Source organism: Streptomyces sp. NPDC051576 (genome assembly GCF_040681835.1).
Classification (GTDB): Bacteria; Actinomycetota; Actinomycetes; order Streptomycetales; family Streptomycetaceae; genus Streptomyces.
Map to the genome: position 1 here is coordinate 252,137 of NZ_JBFAZO010000007.1, position 16,690 is coordinate 268,826.

Consider the following 16,690-nt stretch of genomic DNA (forward strand, 5'->3'; position numbering starts at 1 on the left):
ACCGACCCGGCGAACCGAGAGGAGCAGACAATGGCGACTGCTACCAGCAGTGCAGAGAGCAAGACCGGGGTGAAGCCGCCCCGGACGCGAAACGTCGGTGACAGCGCGTGGCGGGAGACCGTGCTGGTGGTGGTCCTGCGTCTCGTGGTGATCGCCCTGACGCTCGTCCTGTGGCAGGTGATGAGCGGACCCGTCCTGCCGGAGTACGCCGTCAGCAAACCGACCGACGTCTCGCACGCCCTGTGGGACCTGCTCGGTTCGTCGACCGGCTGGACCGACATCAAGACGACGGCCTTCGAGATCGTGGCCGGTTTCGGGATCGGTGTGGCGATCGGCACCGTGATGGGCCTGGTACTGGGCTCCGTGCCTCTCGCCGGCCGCGTTTTCGAGCCGCTCATCGCGGCCGTCAACGGCATTCCCAAGATCGCCCTGGCGCCGCTCTTCCTGCTGTTCTTCGGCATCGGCCCGATGTCGAAGATCACTATCGCGGCCGCGGGTGTGGCGTTCGTGGTCTTCTACAACGTCTATCTGGGCCTACGGCTGCGGGAACGCGAACTCGTGGAGATCGTGCAGGTGATGGGTGGACGCCGGCACCACGTCCTCAGCTACGTCACGCTCCCCACGCTGGCCGCACCGTTCTTCGCGGCGCTCAAGACGGGTGGCCCGCTGGCGATCCTCGGCGTCATCGGCGGTGAGTTCATCGCCTCCACCGACGGCATCGGCCACGAACTGTTCACCGCGGCCACCAACCTCGACGCCCCGACCGAGTTCGCGGGCCTGATCATCCTGGTGGCGATGACCCTCATCCTCAACGGAATCCTCACCGGCCTCGACACGCTGGCCCTGAAGCGTCTGGGCCTGGGCGACCGCCGTTCGAGGCGCAGCAAGCGCAACTGAGGAGGAGGCGCTCTTCCGCGGCCGTGCCGGAGCCGGGGGTCCAGTGGACTCCCGGTCCCCCGGCCGGTTTCTCCTCACGGTCCGAGTCGGAGCCAGCCCCATGACCAAGTCGCGGCCGAACGCCGCCCCTTCACCCGCGTCCGCGACTCCCGGAAAACCTCCGCGTCCGAGCGGCTTCGTCTCACTCCGGACGAGGAACTACCGGCTGTTCACGCTGGGGCAGACCACGTCCGTGGTCGGCAACTGGATGCAGAACATCGCCGTAGGCTGGCTGACCCTGCAACTGACGCACAGCGGGACCGTGCTCGGCATCGTGACCGGCGCCCGGTATCTGCCCGTCCTGCTGCTCGGTGTGTGGGGCGGACTGGTGGTGGACCGCCACGACACCCGGGCGGTCCTCACGGCAACTCAGATCTGCTTCGCCGTCCAGGCCGCGGTCCTCACCGTGCTGAGCTGGGCCCACTTGATGACCCTGCCGCTGCTCATCGTGCTCATGCTGGTGATCGGCTTCACGAACACCTTCGACAACCCCGCCCGGCAGAGCCTGATCAGCGAACTCGTCGACCGCGAGCACCTGGCCAACGCGATCGCCATCAACTCCACCTTCATCAACACCGCCAAGCTCCTCGGCCCTGGCCTCGCCGGAATCGTCATCGCCGCGCTGGGGGTGACACCCTGTTTCGCCCTGGACACCGTCTCGTTCCTCGCCGTGATCGCGAGCCTGCTCATGCTGCGGAGAGGGGAGATGCATCCGGCGGAACGCGAGGCACGCGCGAGGGGTCAGATCCGCGCCGCCATCGCCTACGTCCGGCACACACCCGACCTGCTCTACCCCATGGTCATGGTGTACGTGACCGGCATCCTCACCTGGGAGTTCCCGGTCAGCCTTCCGCTGCTGACCACGTCGGCCCTCCACGCAGGCCCCACCGGCTACGGCGCCGCGATGGCCGTGATGAGCGCGGGCGCGGTCCTGGGCGGCTTCGTGGCGGTGCGCCGCAACAGACTCAGCACGCGCTCCCTGTCCGTGTCCGCGATCATCTGGGGAGCGCTGATCTGCGCCACGGCCCTCGCCCCGACACTCGCGCTCGCGATGATCGCCCTCGTGTTCGTCGGCTCGGCCTCCATCACCTTCAACTCCTCCGCGAAGACGCTGATGCAGCTGGGAGCCGCACCGCAGATGCGGGGCCGGGTGCTGTCGATCTGGTCGATCGGCTGGCTGGGCGGCACGGTCGTCGGCGCCCCGGTCGTAGGAGCCGTCGGCGCGACGTGGGGCGCGCGCAGCGCATTCCTCACCGGCGGCCTGGCCGCCGCAGGCATCGGCCTCGTCGTCCTGGCGCTGGTGACGCTGGGCCCTTCCGCGACTGACAACCGACCTCTCCGGCCGGGCGACACGAACCGCGACCCATGACCCACGGCCCTGCACCACATGGCCACCCGAGCCGTCAGTCGACCACCCGCACCGAGGCGACCGCCACGCGGGCCGCGCGTTCGACCGCCGCGATCCCGCCCGTCATCGACGCGTTGCCGTCAAAGCCGGTGACCACGGGCCCTTCCGCGACAGACAACCGACGCCTCTGGCCAGGCGACACGGACCCCGACCCATGACCCACGGCCCTGCACCACATGGCCACCCGAGCCGTCAGCCGACCACCCGCACCGAGGCGACCGCCGCACGGGCCGCGCGTTCGACCGCCGCGATCCCGCCCGTCATCGACGCGTTGCCGTCGGAGAGGACCGCGACGAGGTAGTGGTGTGTTCCCGAGGTGACCTCTCCGACGCTGTTGATGTCCCACAGGCCGGTGGTGCTGCGCTGCAGCCAGCCGTTCTTGAGCGCCCATCCGGAGTCGGAGGCCGCCGAGACACCCCATGACTGGTCGGTGGCGATCCGGGTCATCAACGTACGGATGTAGGTCCGGGACGCGGTGGTCAGTGCGGACGAGGTCCCGCCGTCGGCGAACACCGCGCGCAGCAGGCGGATCTGGTCCGTCGCCGTGGTGCGCGTGAGTCCCCACAGGCCGCCGTCCCCGCCCACCGTGGAGGACAGGCCGAGCCGCTTGTTGGCCGCCTCCAGACCGGGCGCCTGGCCTATCTCGCGCCAGAGGGCGGTCGCGGCGTCGTTGTCGCTGCGCTCGATCATCGCCTCGGTCCGGGTGCGCTCCTGCTGTGTGAGGCCGCGTCCGGCGTCCTGCGCCTGGAGGAGCAGTGTGGCGAGGATGTCGACCTTGATGATGCTGGCCGTGTCGTAGGGGAGGTTCTTCCCGTGCACCAGCGGCTGCCCGCCGGGGTAATCCAGGTCCAGCACGGCGCTCGTCACGCGTGCCTCGCTCGGCACGGTCGCCCGCGCGGTACCGGACACGGAGGGATCCGACGTCCCGGTGACGGCTGCCGCGGCCGGACCGACGGGCCCGACCGCGAGGAGGGTGGCCACGGAGCCGGTGAGAAGCGTCGCGCAGAGACCGGCACGCCGGCCAGGCGTGCGCGCGCTCCGCGTGGTCGGTCGGAGATTCAGGCGGTACGGCATGGGGCCTCGGCAGTTCGGGGGCGGGGGCACGGATCTGCGAACGTAGACGAGGCACCGGTCCCGCGAAGTGACCGGTGCCACGAAAAGCCCCGAACTGGATGATTTGTGATGATAGCCACAGCCCTCGGGCGAGGACCGAGGTCAGGCGTACAGCCTCACGGAGTACGTGGAGGTGAGGTCGGTCCACAGACCTCCCGCGCAGTTGTTGCTGCTCAGGTTCCAGGCCACGCTTCCCGTTCCGTTGTATCCCGTGAACCCCTCGGCCCCCGCGCCGCCCGTCTGGCAGTTGAGCACGGTGTACTCGCCGATGAGGTTCTGCACGTTGTACGTCCCGTACCGGTAGAAGTTGTAGACCTTCGGGTGGTTGGTGCCGCCGTCCCAGATGTCGCCCTTGTAGATGCAGACATAGCCCGAGCTGCAGGCAACGGTCTGCACACCAAGTGGTGCCCGGGCCGGTGCGGCGGACGCGGCCGTGGACGCGGTGACCACCACGGGCGCGGCCAGTCCCAGACAGCTCAGTAGCACGATGAGAACGCGACGCATTGAGATCTCCTGTCTCCTCACGAGAACGAGTCGGCGGGATGCCGCTCGCGGTGCTGTGCTCAGAGGCAGTGCGGTACGTGCGGCTGCCACTGGGACGGCGACCCGGTCGTCACGTACCAGTCGTTGATGTAACCGCTGTCGCTGTCGGAGTCGAGCGCGAACCAGTAGTGGTCGCCGTGACCGTCCGCGTCGCCGTCGCCCGTGGTCCAGCAGGCCAACATCATGGTGTTGCCGTTGTAGTAGCGGTGTCCGGTCGTGCCCGAGGAGTACGACGGCCCGTTGTGGGAGGCCAGGTAGGACCCGGCCGAGATGCCGGTCACGGACGCGCACCACACCGTGTGCCCGTCGTGGTCACAGGCCCAGCCCGCGGCCGAGGCCGGGGAGGCGGTGGCGCCCACCGCGACGCCGGACAGGGCGAGCGCGCCGGCCAACACGGCGGCTCGTCGAACGTGACGCTTCATGGTGGTTCCCCCGATGTTCTGTCGATTCCTCGGATCAACGTAGGAGCCGCCCAGGAGCAACTGCCAGCATTTCGAAGACACTCGAAACGTTGACAGGCCGCGGGACTTGAACTGCCGCGCAGGGGGCTGACGCGCCCTCACATCCGGGATCTCAGTACGTCGACCTCACAACCCGGCGCGAAGGGATCGAAGCCGTGCTCGGACAACCAGCGGACTATCAGCAGGCTCCGCAACGACCACCACGCGTGGATCACGTCGAGGTCGACGTCGGTGCCATAACCGGCGATGACGTCGTCGAGGTGTTCCTCGTGTCCGAGGGTGAAGGTGGCGAGGTCGTACAGGGCATCGCCCCGGCCCGCCTCGGACCAGTCGATGATGCCGGTGACCTCGTCGCCGTCGACGAAGACGTGCGCGATCTGGAGGTCGCCGTGGGTGAAGGCCGGGGTCCAGGGCCGGAGCGCGGCCTGGGCGACCTGACGGTTGCGGGTGACCAGGTCGGCGGGCAGGACACCGTTCGTCACGAGCAGCTCGCACTCGTCGTCGAGTTCCGCTGTCAGCGCGCCGATGCTCCGGCCGGCCTGGCCGACCCGGGACGGCAGAGGCGCGTCGTGCAGTGTGCGGATGGCGGCGCCCGCCGCGGCCCATGCCGCCGGCGACCCGGTCGAGGGCCCGCCGAGGCGTCCAAGGGTCGTGCCCTGAACCGCCGCGAGTGCGAGCACGGGCGGTTTGTGCCACAGGACCTTCGGGGTGGGGACCGGCGCGAGGGCCATCGCCTCCACTTCGACGTCGATGCGCGCCTGATCGGCGTCCACCTTCAGGAACACGTCACCGACGCGCAGGGTCGCGCGCTCGGAATGGGCGACGACGACCTCAACCTCATCCATGGGCGACCAGTATCCCGGGGACGACCGCCGACGTCGCCGGGATTATCGCGTGCGTGACGCGGGTCAGCGCACCCTGCCCCGCGGCTTCAGAGCCACCGGCGGAAGTTCGGGGGCCGGCAGCGGGTCCCCGTCATAGCCCTTCACCTCACCGAACCGCGTCCCTGTCATCCAGTCCTCACGAGCCCGCACGATCTCTCCCTGGGTGCGGCCGATCCAGTTCCAGAACCATTGCATTGCCCGGTGTTTCCGCAGGTCAGAGCTGTGTAAGTCCCTTGAAGTCAGCAAAAGTCAGCATCCGAGCCGTGTACCCATGGATGCAATTTGAATAGACTTGCCGCTTTCAGACACTCCTCGGACTCCTCGGCAGACCCAAGGTCCACGACTGGACCACCCTGCTGGCCGCGGCCGGCATCGGCGCAGCCGTCTCCATCGTTGTGGCCCCTCTGACCCTGCCTACTCTGTGGCGGTCGACTCGGCCCCAGGGGCTCCGCCGCGAGTGAGCGGAGGAGTAGTCCGGCCCGACCCTGGGCCCGTCCATGTAAGACGAAGCTACGAACACCGCCCGGCATGCGGCTGCCGCGAGCACACGCGCGGAGGGAGGACTACGGTGCGGTGCCTGTCCGGTATGGACCGACGCTCGCGCGGCTTTCATCACTCACTCTCCGACGTGCTCGCCGTTGGCGATCAGCTCAGCTCGCGGTGCGATCCGGTGTGGAGGCAACTTTCAGCGCCACGCCACCCCATGGAGTCGACCATCCGGGGTCAGACCCATGAAGAGTTGAATGCCGCACTCTCGGTCATGTCCCGCTGGGTGGTGTAGTCACGGCAGCTGTTTCGGTTCCGGTTGCGGAGTGATCTGTGTTTCAGGCGGGGTCGGTTGGGTGGTGAGGAGCTCGGCCATGGAGGCTTCGGAGAGGTAGCGGCGGTCGAAGACCTGCCATTCGTCGTGGAGTTCGGCCAGGACGGCGGCGGCGAGCCGGTCCAGGGCGGCGGAGTTGGGGAAGACCTGGACGACGTCGGCCCGCCGTTTGATCTCCCGGTTCAGCCGTTCCAGCGGGTTGGTCGACCAGATCTTCTTCCAGTGCGACGGCGGGAAGTCGGCGAACGCGGTGATGTCTGGTGCCGCGTCCAGCAGCATCTTCTTGACCTGCGGGAACTGTCGTCCGAGCATGTCGGCGACCACGTTCAGCTGGGTGCGGACCTGCTCGCCGGTGGTCTGGGCGAAGATGGTGCCGATGGTGGCGGCGACCATCTCCCCGGAACCCCTCTCTATCACCGAGAAGACGTCCCGGACGAAGTGAACCCGGCACCTCTGCCAGGCCGCGCCGAGGAAGACGGTACGGATCGCGGCCACCAGACCACTGTGGCTGTCGGAGATGACCAACTGGACGTTGTCCAGGCCGCGGGCTCGCAGGCTGCGCAGGAACTTGGTCCAGAACGGCTTTGACTCGCTGTCACCGACCATCAGTCCGAGAATCTCGCGATGCCCGGTCGCGGAGATCCCAGTCGCGATAACCACGGCCTGCGAGGCGATCCGGTGATTGACCCTCGCCTTGCAGTAGGTGGCGTCCAGGAAGACGTAGGGGAAGACGGTGTGGTCCAGAGGCCGTTCCTTGAACGCGGTGAGTTCCTCGTCGAGTTCGCCGCAGATCCGCGACACCTCCGACTTCGAGATCCCGGAGTCCGCACCGAGTGCTTTGACCAGGTTGTCGACCACCCGACGGACACAGAGACCGACCGCTACGGATGGCTCGGCGGGAAGGAACGGCCCACCGCCACTGCCGCCGACGCGGTCCTCATGGGGGTCAGGGTCTACGACCCCGCCACGGGACGCTTCCTTCAGACCGACCCGGTCCCCGGGGGCAGCGACAACTCCTACGAATACGCCAGCCAGAGCCCCGTTTCCTATGCCGACCCCGCAGGCACCTGGAAGGTCAGCTGGGGCTGGACTGCGGTCCACATCACACTCTCCCGGAGGCAGAACACAATTCTGTACACCGCGACGGGCCTCGCTGCAGCAGTATTGGGCGGCATGAAGAAACTCGGCCCCTACGGACGCGTCATCTACTACACGTTCATGGGTTACGCAATCCTGGCCTTCGTCGCTGAACTTTATGGAAAGTGCCTCCGAGAGAGCGTTTCGTACTTCGTTGGGTATGCGTACCCGTCCTTTGCAAAATGCGCGAGGAGATGACAGTGGAAAATCCGCTTCGCAACGACGGCCCCTTGGACAGGGCCGTTCCGTGGATATCGGCGCTGCTGGCTGTAGTGCTGGCTGCAGCCGCCGTGACCTCAGGCATCGGATCGATCATCAAGGCGATCGCCGTCCTGGCAGCCGCCTCAATTGCGGCCAGAGCTGTGTATCTGATCGTCCGTAGAAGGCGTACATCGCGCTGAATTGACGATGGCCTCGTTGTTGCTCTACCGAATGGGAAGTAGCGCAACAGCGAGGCCGTCCTCGTGAAGAGTGGCAAGCATGGTGCACCGGTACCAGCCCGCGCAGGGGCGGTCCTGTGACCCTCGCTCCATGATCCTGCTCGACAGCGGCACGGTCCGTCTCTGGGCAGCAACAGCTCGGCGCCGCGCCAAACTGGCTCTCCGGGGCGGGACCGGCTCGCCCGTTTCGAGGTCTGCAAGGTCCCGCAGGACGGCGCGCAGGTCCCTGGCTATCGGCCGTTGAGCTCGGCGCGGCACACCGCGCAGTACATGCCGGCATGGCGTCCGTGCCGACGCATCATCTGATCACAGCCGTCACACAGCCCCAACTCCCAGGGCGGGCATCCCAGCGCGGCCGAGGCCGCGGCCCGCTCCACAGACGTGATCACCGACGGCTTCACGGACCTGCGGAGCGGCATCTGCGGCAGGGTGTAGCCACCAGTCGGTTGTCCCAGATCGCGGATGGGCCGGGCGTCGCTGACGAACCATCCGTCTTCACCTGCATGACACGTCCGATCGATCTCCTGCTCGGCGAAGGTGATCTGCTCGTCCTCCTCCGGCTCCGGCGCAACGGGCAAGGGTGTCTTTTCCCCGACCAGCTCCCGCCACCGTTCGCAGTCGTCGAGCGGTACCCACATGTGCCGGCCGGCCCGGCCACTGCCGCGATTGGGTACGTAAACAGGGACGCTCTCTCCCGTAGCGCTGGCGAGCACCAGATCTTCGATCTGGACCGGCTTCTTCTCGGGCTGGCACAGCGCGGGCAGGAACCAGTCTGCATGAGTCCCACCGCAGTGGCCTGCGCCGCCGGACAGGAGGCAGTGGCGATCACTAGTGGCCACGCATTTCCAGACCTGGAGGTAGCGGTAACCACCGCGGATCACCATCTCCTTGCCATCGGAGATCTCCTTCCACGGCATGTCGTCCACGCGGGCCCACGGCGCCCGATCGATCAGTGAGGCCGTACGGTCCTTCGCCACCCACAGGGGCGTGATCTCGTGCTGTACGGCATTGACAGACCGGCGATGGACGCTGCTGGGACTGATGTGGTGGTACTGGATCTCCCATCCGATGCGTATACCCCCGGGACCGGTGACAAGGGCGTCGGTGACAGTCCGCTGATTGGCCGCGGACACCTCGGCTTCGGCATCCAGGCCACAGCGCGAGGCCGTCTCGACGATCCTCTCCTTCGTGGCCTTGTGCTGAGCGCTCTCCGCAGGGGTCGCCTTGTGCGTGATCGGCAGGTGTGAGGCCACGAGAGGTCGGCGGCCTCCGACGCGGCCTCGGCGGATGAACATCCACGGCGACTTCCCACCGGCTTCGGACAGACACTCGCGTCCGTCATGGTGCGCGAGACATTCGAGCAGTTGCGGGTCGCGGTCGGTGACGCTGGCAGTGATCTCCTGGAGCAGATCCGGCCGATCCTGGTGACCGAGGTCGGGCAGGGACAGATTGATCTCTATGCCATATCCGGTGTGCCACACCCCATTTGCCATCCCAACACCATAAGGAGCACCACTGACAGTCCGACAGATCGCCTGCGGTGCGAGCGGGAGGCGACCTCGCTGCCTGCGCGAACCAGTGAATGGGGGCCGCGGTAGCGTTCGGGATACCCGAGGTGAGCCGTCTCGTGGTCGGCACCTCTCACGTCGAGCACCTCACCGAAGCAGTCGGCGGCTCGCGCCTGGAGGTGAACACCGAGACGGTGACGGCATATCGGGCACTGCTCCGCGCGAAGCTGCCGGTGGCTCCGCCGGCCCCCCTGCGCGTCACGTCGAAGGATCTCTAACGGCGCCCCAGCTCCCCGATCCGGGCCACCGTCGCCCCATTCTTCGGGCACACCCACACCGCTGTGCCCGCCACGACCGTTGCGGTCAGCGGATGCGTGTCCGGGTGGGCCGGGCAGCTCGGCCATACCGCCGGTGCGCCCTCAGACCACAACGCCTCTACCGCCCGTTCCTGGACCTGATCCGCGAGGTTCGCCAACTGCTCCGCGGCGATGCCGCCCAGCGGAGAAATCAGGCCCTGGCCCGTGCCGTCCGGGGCATGGAGCATGACCCCGTATCTGTCGCCACGCGTATGCGAGGCCGCACCGCGCACTGCGCCCGGACGTCCCGCAGTACCGTCTCCAGGGTTTCGGAGAATTCCACGTCGTCCACGGGGCTCCGATCCCAACGACAAGGGCTGTCTGTCCGGGCTTCCACTATGCCGCTGACCGCTGAAGCCAAGGACACGGCGCCACGGGCTCCGGGCCGGCTCAGAATCGACGGTCGCCGAATCTCCGATCGCCCGGTCTCAGCCCCAATCCACCGCTCGGGCCAACCACAGGCCCGGCGGATCGGTCAGTGTGAGTGAGGAAAGGCTGCGCGTCCGGGAGTTGGCGTCGTTGGAGAACGTCTGAAAGTCGAACGCCGCACGGGCTAGAGACCCACATCCCGGCTACGGATGTCCTCCAGCGACTCACGGCGGACCAGCAGGCGGGCGAGGCCGTCGCGTGCGGCCGTCACCGGTGGGCAGCCGACCAGGTTGTAGCCGGAGGCCATGGACAGGTGGTAGGCGCCGGCCACGGGTACGGCAAGCAGGTCGCCGGGGCGGATGTCGGCGGGGAGTTGGGTGTCGGCGGCGACGATGTCGCCCGCCTCGCAGTGGCGGCCGACCACGGTCACGCTGGCTGGGGCCTCGGTGCTGTGCCTGCCGATCAGGCGTGGGGCGTAGCGGACGCCGTAGAGGGCCGGACGCGGATTGTCGCTCATGCCACCGTCCACGGCGACGAACACCGTTTCACCCGAGCGCTTCACGGACAGGACGCGGTACACAGCGATGCCCGCAGGGCCCACGATGGCCCGTCCCGGTTCGATGATCAGCCGGGGGACGGGGAGTCCCGCCGCGGCGCAGGCGTCGGTGAGTTCGGTGCGGACCTCGCGGGCCAGTGACGTCAGATCCAGGGCTTCCTCACCGGGGCGGTAGGCGATGCCGTGGCCGCCGCCGAGGTCGAGTTCGGGCAGAACCAGGCCGTGCTGCTCGTGCAGCCGGGCCATGAGGCCGACCATGCGGCGTAGTGCAGCGAGGTACGGCTTGACACTGGTGATCTGTGAGCCCAAGTGGCAGTGCAGGCCCGTGAGTTCGAGCTGTGGCTGGCCCAGGATGCGGGCGATGGCGTGCTGGGCGTAGCCGTCGGCGATCGACAGGCCAAATTTCTGGTCGTCCGTGCCAGTGCGGATCTTTGCGTGGCCACCCGCACTGATGCCGGGCACGACCCGGACCATCACCTTCTGGTGACCGTCGGGTCCTACCGCCGCGGCCAGCCGGGCGATTTCCGACGGGCTGTCGATGACGATGCGGCCGACGCCCAGGCGCAGGGCGGTGTCCAGGTCGCGGGGCGACTTGGCGTTGCCGTGCAGCGTGATCCGCTCCGGCGGGAAGCCGGTGGTGACGGCGAGTTCCAGTTCGCCGGTCGAGCAGACATCGAGGCCGAGCCCCTCCTCTTCGATCCAGTGGGTCACGGCCCGGCACAGAAACGCCTTGGCCGCGTACAGGACTTCGGCATCCGGGAAGGCGTGCCGGTAGGTGCGGCAGCGGTCGCGGACCTCGGCCTCGTCGAGGACGTAGACAGGGGTGCCGAACCGGTCGGCGATCTCCGCGAGCGGTACGCCGCCCACAGCGACGTCGCCGCGCTGGGGCTCGGTGGTCGAGGCGGGCCACACCGACAGTTCGGCGGAGGTGGCGGTGGATGTGGCGGCGGGTTCGTGGACTGTGGTCATCGTGGCTGCCCTCTCAGGCGATCCGCAGCGCGGGAACGGGAGTGGCGGGCTCGACCGGTGCGGGAGCCGGTGCCCAGAACTGCGGGTCCACCGTGACGGTGACGCCGAGCGGGGCGGTCAGTGCGCGCAGGGCCAGCTCGGCGAGGCGGATCCACGCCTGGTCGGGGCCGAGCGTGGCGGTCAGTCGTCGTACGGAGGTGAAGCCGACGCCCGTACGGTCGCCGAGCGGGGTGCGGAAGAGCCGGGCCGCACACCCGGAGGGGCCCGGCCGGACCGGGACGTAGAGGAGTCCGGCCGGGAATCGATCGGCGGGGTCGGGGTCGTCGTCGTGGAGACGATCTGGCATGGGGTTCCTCCATGAGGCAGCGAGCGGGTGCTCAGGAAACGCCCCGGACGCGGGGAGGCGGTCCGGGGCTCGTCTTCGACGTTATGCCCGTGTCCCGGACACCCGGACGTGCCCTGACGGGACGCTGACGTCCGGCGGGACGACTTTGACGAAGTGCTGACGCCGCAGGTGAGGGGGCGTGTGAAGGGCCGTCAGAAGGCCGCCAAGGAATGACGCGAGGGGTGTTCGGGAGGCTTCGAACAGGAGTGGGATGGAGACGTTCCGAGGAGGTTCCTATGTCCGAGTCCCATGTGCCCTCGACCGCTCGTCTCGTGGTGGGAGTGAGTGGTTCGCCGGGCAGTCTCACCGCACTTGTCCGGGCGGCCGACGAGGCCCGGCGCCGCGGGGCCGAACTGTGGCCCGTGCACGCCTGGGAACCGCCCGGCGGGGAGCTCTCGGCCCGCAGGTCCCCGGCAGCGGCCGTCCTGGTCCCGGAGTGGGAGCGGCTGGCACGGGAGAGGCTGCTCAAGGCGCTGTGCGACGTGTTCGGCGACGCGGGATCCGGGCTGCCCGGGCAGGCACTCGTCGTCCGCGGCGCCCCGGGGCCGGCGCTGGTGCGGATCGCCGACCGGGAGGACGACGTCATCGTGATCGGCGCCGGACGGCGAGGGCGACTGCACCGCGCGCTGCGACCGTCGATCGGCCGCTACTGCCTCGCCCACGCCGGCTGCCCCGTTCTCGCGGTGCCGCCGTCCCCGCTGCAGGCCGCGCTGGAGGCGGCGCACCGCAGGAACATCCTGCGGCTGCGGCTGGACACCGGCCGGCTTGAGCGGGAGTTCGACTCTGTGCCGCCCGGCGACTGAGCGCCTCAGGGCGTGGTCGCGGCCGGCAGATCCGACTGCTGCGAGAGCCGTTCGGGGGCCGTCGGTACGACGAGCACCATGGTGAGGCCGCCACCGGGCGTGTCCTCGGCGTGGATGGTGCCGCCGACGGCCTCGATGAAACCGCGCGCGACCGCGAGGCCGAGGCCGACGCCAGCGCCGCGGGGCGAGTCGCCGTAGCGCTGGAAGGGTTCGAAGATGCGGTCCTTGGCCTCGTCCGGGACGCCCGGGCCGCGGTCGACCACCCGTACCTCGACCCGGTCGGCGATGGCGCTCGCCGACACCAGGACCTTTTCGCCGGGCGGGCTGTACTTGACGGCGTTCTCGACGACGTTGGCGACGGCCCGTTCCAGCAGCCCCCGGTCGACATCGACCATGGGCAGGGTCTCGGGGATGTCCAGTTCCACGCTGTCCTCGGGCACCCCGCCAAGCGCCATGGGCACGACCTCGTCGAGGTCGGTCTCGCGGATGATGGGGGTGACGGTCCCGGTCTGGAGACGGGACATGTCGAGCAGGTTGCCGACCAGGAGGTCGAGCCGGTCGGCGCCTTCCTCTATGGCCTGGAGCAGTTCCGTCCGGTCCTCCTCCGACCACTCGACGTCGTCGGAGCGCAGCGAGGTCACGGCGGCCTTGATTCCGGCGAGCGGGGTGCGCAGGTCGTGGCTCACGGCGGCGAGCAGTGCCGTACGGATGCGGTTTCCTTCGGCCAGTTCCTTGGCGCGGTCGGCCTCGCGCTGCAGGCGCTGGCGGTCCAGGACGACCGCGGCCTGGGCGGCGAACGCGGCCAGCACCCGGCGGTCGGCGGCCGGCAGCACCCGGCCGCGCAGGGACAGGGCCATGTGGTCGCCGACCGGTACGTCGACATCGGCGTCCTCCGGTTGTTCGGCGGGCCGGGGCCCCACACTGCCGGCGCAGGTCCAGGGAGCCGTCTCGTCGTTCCGCTCCAGCAGGGCCACCGACTCCATGCCGAAGGTCTCGCGGACCCGTTCCAGCAGCGCCTCCAGGCTGGTCTCACCGCGCAGCACACTGCCCGCAAGGTAGGACAGGATCTCCGACTCGGCCCGCAGCCGGGCCGCCTGCTCGGTACGCCGGGCCGCGAGGTCCACCACCGAGGCCACCGACACGGCGACGCCGACGAAGATCGCGATGGCGACGATGTTCTGCGGGTCGGCGATGGTGAAAGTGTGCACGGGCGGCGTGAAGAACCAGTTCAACAGCAGGGAGCCCACCACTGCGGAAGCCAGCGCCGGGAAGAGACCGCCCAGCAGGGCCGCCGCCACCGTCAACGTCAGGAACAGCAGCATGTCGTTGGCGAGGCCGACGTCCGGAGTTGCGCTGGTGAGGAACCAGGTCAGCAGGAGAGGCCCCAGCACCCCGACGGCCCAGCCCCAGATGACCCGGGAGCGTCCCAGACGTGCTCCGCGCGCCGCCGGCAGCCCACGGCCCTTGCCCACCTCGTCGTGGGTGATCAGGTGCACGTCGAGATCGGGACCGGAGTCCCGGGCCACCGTCGCGCCGACACCCGGCCCGAAGATGTTCTGCCAGCTCCTGCGACGGGACACGCCCAGCACGATCTGGGTGGCATTGACGCCACGCGCGAAGTCCAGCAGGGCCACGGGGATGTCGTCCCCGACGACCTGGTGGAAGGTCCCGCCGAGGTCCTCGACCAGCGTGCGCTGGACGGCCAGTTCCTTCGGGGAGGCGGAAGTGAGCCCGTCGCTGCGCGAGATGTAGACGGCCAGCACCTCGCCCCCGGCGCCCTTCTCCGCCAGCCGCGCGGCCCGCCGGATCAGGGTCCGGCCCTCGGGACCGCCGGTCAGGCCGACCACGATCCGCTCCCTCGAACCCCAGATCGTCGAGACCTGGTGCTCGCTGCGGTACTCGGTGAGATAGGCGTCGACCCGGTCGGCCACCCACAGGAGGGCCAACTCCCGCAGGGCGGTGAGGTTCCCGGGCCGGAAGTAGTTCGACAGCGCCGCGTCGACCTTGTCCGACTTGTAGATGTTCCCGTGCGCCATACGACGGCGCAGCGCCTGCGGGGACATGTCGACCAGCTCGATCTGATCGGCTCGGCGCACGACCTCGTCGGGCACGGTCTCGCGCTGCCGTACGCCGGTGATCGACTCGACGATGTCGCCCAGCGACTCCAGGTGCTGGATGTTGACCGTCGAGATCACGTCGATCCCGGCGGCCAGCAGCTCCTCCACGTCCTGCCAGCGCTTGGTGTTGCGGGAGCCGGGGATGTTCGTGTGGGCCAGTTCGTCGACCAGGGCCACCTGGGGCCCGCGCGCCAGAACGGCGTCCACGTCCATCTCGCTGAAGACGCCGTCCCGGTACTCCAGTTCCCTGCGCGGAATCTGTTCCAGGCCATGCAGCATCACCTCGGTGCGCGGCCGGTGGTGGTGCTCCACGAAGGCGACCACGCAGTCGGTGCCGCGCTCGATACGGCGGTGCGCCTCCGACAGCATGGCGTAGGTCTTGCCGACGCCGGGTGCCGCGCCGAGGTAGATCCGGAGCTTGCCGCGTGCCATGTCATCCTTCGAAGCGGTAGCCCATGCCGGGCTCGGTGATCAGATAGCGGGGGTCTGCGGGGTCGGTCTCCAGTTTGCGCCGCAACTGGGCCATGTAGACGCGCAGATAGTTGGTCTTGTTGCTCTGGGTCACCCCCCACACCTCCTGCAGCAGGTACTTCTGCGTGATCAGGCGCCCAGGGTTGGTAATCAGGACCTCCAGCAGATGCCACTCGGTGGGAGTGAGGCGGATGTCGTGGCCTTCTCGGGTGGCGCGCTTGGCGAGCAGGTCGATGGTGAAGTCGTCGGTGGTGACCAGGGTGGTGGTCGGGGCGAGCGGTACGTCCTCGACCCGGCGGACGGCGGCCCGTAGCCGGGCCAGGAGTTCGTCCATGCTGAACGGCTTGGTGATGTAGTCGTCCGCGCCCTCGTCGAGCGCGGCGACCTTCTCGTCGGAGCCCTGCCGGGCCGACAGCACCAGGATCGGCACACGGGTCCACCCCCGCAGGCCCTTGATGATGTCGACGCCGTCCATGTCGGGCAGTCCGAGGTCGAGCAGGACCACGTCGGGCTGACGTGCGGCGGCGAGCCGGAGTGCCGTGGTGCCGTCGGGGGCGGCGTCGACTCCGTACTGGCGGGCCTGCAGGTTGATGATGAGGGCGCGTACGAGCTGCGGGTCGTCCTCCACCACGAGCACCCGGGTCATGGGGGTGTGCCTCTCCTGTCTTCATGGCGGTGGGAGCCGGCGAATCCGGGACGCTTCCCCGGCCGCCGACTCCCATACGGGTCGCGTAAGGCCGTCACTTCTTCGCTACGAGGTCCTTGAGCGCGATGTTGAGTTCCAGCACGTTCACCGTGGGCTCGCCGATGAAGCCGAGGGTGCGGCCGTCGGTGTGCTCGTCGACCAGCTTCTGCACCTGGGCGACGGACAGCCCGTTCTTCTCGGCGATGCGGTGGACCTGGAGTTCGGCGTAGGCCGGGGAGATGTCCGGGTCCAGGCCGGAGCCGGAGGACGTCACCGCGTCGGCTGGCACCTCGGACGCCTTGACCGTGTAGCCGGGCACCGAGTTGTCCTTGATGACGGCGGCTTTGGCGTCCTTCACCTGCTGGAGGAGCACCTTGCTGTCGGCGGAGAGGTTGGTGGCACCGGACAGGATCAACGAGTACTGCGTGTTGACGCTGTTGCTGCCGAGACCGTTCTGCGGGCGGCCCTGGAACCACTTCAGGTCCGGGTCCGGAGTCGTCTGGCCCTTCTTCAGCGGCAGGTTGTACGACTGCCCGATCAGGGACGAGCCGACGACCTTGCCGTCCGCCTTGATCTCCGAGCCGTTCGCCTTGCCGGGGAAGACCGCCTGGGCGATGCCGGTGACGACCAGCGGGTAGATGACGCCCGTCACCAGGGTCAGCACGAGCAGCGCGCGCAGGCCCGCCCAGAGCAACCGGGCCGTGTTCGTAACCGAGTTGTTCATGCTGA

General features: G+C 68.7%; 17 protein-coding genes and 2 pseudogenes. 6 read left to right on the forward strand and 13 right to left on the reverse strand.

Annotated elements, in window-relative coordinates:
• The first annotated feature begins 30 nt into the window (after positions 1–30).
• Together AB0M63_RS24375 and AB0M63_RS24380 are read left to right on the forward strand one after the other, a co-directional pair.
• A complete protein-coding gene (locus AB0M63_RS24375) occupies positions 31–897 on the forward strand; it encodes an ABC transporter permease (protein ID WP_355924668.1) in 867 nt (288 codons plus the stop codon).
• 100 nt (positions 898–997) lie between these two features.
• Positions 998–2,305: an MFS transporter gene (locus tag AB0M63_RS24380; protein ID WP_366020862.1), complete on the forward strand. Its 1,308-nt coding sequence runs from the start codon at positions 998–1,000 to the stop codon at positions 2,303–2,305.
• Between the two features lie 231 nt (positions 2,306–2,536).
• On the opposite strand, the gene AB0M63_RS24385 is transcribed toward AB0M63_RS24380, so the two are convergent.
• The 6 genes and pseudogenes from AB0M63_RS24385 to AB0M63_RS24410 all read right to left on the reverse strand — a co-directional run bounded on the left by AB0M63_RS24385 (position 2,537) and on the right by AB0M63_RS24410 (position 7,200).
• Positions 2,537–3,418, reverse strand: coding sequence for a serine hydrolase (locus AB0M63_RS24385; protein WP_366020863.1), 882 nt, complete (start codon positions 3,416–3,418; stop codon positions 2,537–2,539).
• 141 nt (positions 3,419–3,559) lie between these two features.
• Positions 3,560–3,961 carry a hypothetical protein gene (locus AB0M63_RS24390; RefSeq protein WP_355924674.1) on the reverse strand — a complete coding sequence of 134 codons (402 nt, stop codon included), beginning with the start codon at positions 3,959–3,961 and terminating at the stop codon, positions 3,560–3,562.
• A gap of 59 nt (positions 3,962–4,020) precedes the next feature.
• On the reverse strand, positions 4,021–4,422 hold the full coding sequence (locus AB0M63_RS24395; RefSeq protein ID WP_355924676.1) for a hypothetical protein: 402 nt from the start codon (positions 4,420–4,422) through the stop codon (positions 4,021–4,023).
• Positions 4,423–4,559: 137 nt separating this feature from the next.
• Positions 4,560–5,306, reverse strand: coding sequence for a phosphotransferase (locus AB0M63_RS24400; protein ID WP_366020864.1), 747 nt, complete (start codon positions 5,304–5,306; stop codon positions 4,560–4,562).
• Positions 5,307–5,369: 63 nt separating this feature from the next.
• Positions 5,370–5,531, reverse strand: a pseudogene (locus AB0M63_RS24405) (pirin family protein); the annotation flags it as partial.
• 595 nt (positions 5,532–6,126) lie between these two features.
• Positions 6,127–7,200 (reverse strand): IS256 family transposase, encoded by a 1,074-nt coding sequence (locus tag AB0M63_RS24410; protein ID WP_366021017.1) that lies wholly within the window; start codon positions 7,198–7,200, stop codon positions 6,127–6,129.
• Between AB0M63_RS24410 and AB0M63_RS24415 the strand changes: the two are divergent.
• Both AB0M63_RS24415 and AB0M63_RS24420 read left to right on the forward strand, forming a co-directional pair.
• Positions 7,081–7,500: pseudogene (locus AB0M63_RS24415) on the forward strand (RHS repeat-associated core domain-containing protein); the annotation flags it as partial. The gene AB0M63_RS24410 and the pseudogene AB0M63_RS24415 overlap by 120 nt on opposite strands.
• Positions 7,485–7,703, forward strand: a complete 219-nt coding sequence (locus AB0M63_RS24420; protein ID WP_366020865.1) for a hypothetical protein — start codon at positions 7,485–7,487, stop codon at positions 7,701–7,703. The pseudogene AB0M63_RS24415 and the gene AB0M63_RS24420, both read left to right, overlap by 16 nt.
• Positions 7,704–7,972: 269 nt before the next feature.
• Here the strand turns inward: AB0M63_RS24420 and AB0M63_RS24425 are convergent, their stop codons facing one another.
• On the reverse strand, positions 7,973–9,235 hold the full coding sequence (locus AB0M63_RS24425; RefSeq protein ID WP_366020866.1) for a hypothetical protein: 1,263 nt from the start codon (positions 9,233–9,235) through the stop codon (positions 7,973–7,975).
• A gap of 122 nt (positions 9,236–9,357) precedes the next feature.
• Between AB0M63_RS24425 and AB0M63_RS24430 the strand changes: the two genes are divergently transcribed.
• On the forward strand, positions 9,358–9,528 hold the full coding sequence (locus tag AB0M63_RS24430) for a hypothetical protein (protein WP_366020867.1): 171 nt from the start codon (positions 9,358–9,360) through the stop codon (positions 9,526–9,528).
• On the opposite strand, the gene AB0M63_RS24435 is transcribed toward AB0M63_RS24430, so the two are convergent.
• From AB0M63_RS24435 to AB0M63_RS24445, 3 genes are all read right to left on the reverse strand, one after another.
• Complete coding sequence (locus tag AB0M63_RS24435) at positions 9,525–9,794, reverse strand: hypothetical protein (protein WP_366020868.1); 270 nt, start codon at positions 9,792–9,794, stop codon at positions 9,525–9,527. The genes AB0M63_RS24430 and AB0M63_RS24435 overlap by 4 nt on opposite strands.
• Before the next feature lie 365 nt (positions 9,795–10,159).
• The gene (gene lysA, locus AB0M63_RS24440; RefSeq protein WP_366020869.1) at positions 10,160–11,500 is read right to left on the reverse strand and encodes a diaminopimelate decarboxylase; all 1,341 of its coding nucleotides are present in this window, start codon (positions 11,498–11,500) and stop codon (positions 10,160–10,162) included.
• Positions 11,501–11,513: 13 nt separating this feature from the next.
• Positions 11,514–11,846 (reverse strand): SAV_915 family protein, encoded by a 333-nt coding sequence (locus tag AB0M63_RS24445; protein WP_366020870.1) that lies wholly within the window; start codon positions 11,844–11,846, stop codon positions 11,514–11,516.
• A 275-nt stretch (positions 11,847–12,121) separates the two neighbouring features.
• Here AB0M63_RS24445 and AB0M63_RS24450 point away from each other — a divergent pair, with 275 nt between their 5' ends.
• Positions 12,122–12,688 (forward strand): universal stress protein, encoded by a 567-nt coding sequence (locus AB0M63_RS24450; protein ID WP_366020871.1) that lies wholly within the window; start codon positions 12,122–12,124, stop codon positions 12,686–12,688.
• Between the two features lie 5 nt (positions 12,689–12,693).
• Here AB0M63_RS24450 and AB0M63_RS24455 read toward each other — a convergent pair whose 3' ends face one another.
• The 3 genes from AB0M63_RS24455 to AB0M63_RS24465 all read right to left on the reverse strand — a co-directional run bounded on the left by AB0M63_RS24455 (position 12,694) and on the right by AB0M63_RS24465 (position 16,685).
• Positions 12,694–15,237, reverse strand: a complete 2,544-nt coding sequence (locus AB0M63_RS24455) for a sensor histidine kinase KdpD (RefSeq protein ID WP_366020872.1) — start codon at positions 15,235–15,237, stop codon at positions 12,694–12,696.
• 1 nt (position 15,238) lies between these two features.
• Complete coding sequence (locus tag AB0M63_RS24460) at positions 15,239–15,922, reverse strand: response regulator (protein ID WP_366020873.1); 684 nt, start codon at positions 15,920–15,922, stop codon at positions 15,239–15,241.
• A 94-nt stretch (positions 15,923–16,016) separates the two neighbouring features.
• Positions 16,017–16,685: a potassium-transporting ATPase subunit C gene (locus AB0M63_RS24465; RefSeq protein ID WP_366020874.1), complete on the reverse strand. Its 669-nt coding sequence runs from the start codon at positions 16,683–16,685 to the stop codon at positions 16,017–16,019.
• Positions 16,686–16,690: the final 5 nt, after the last annotated feature.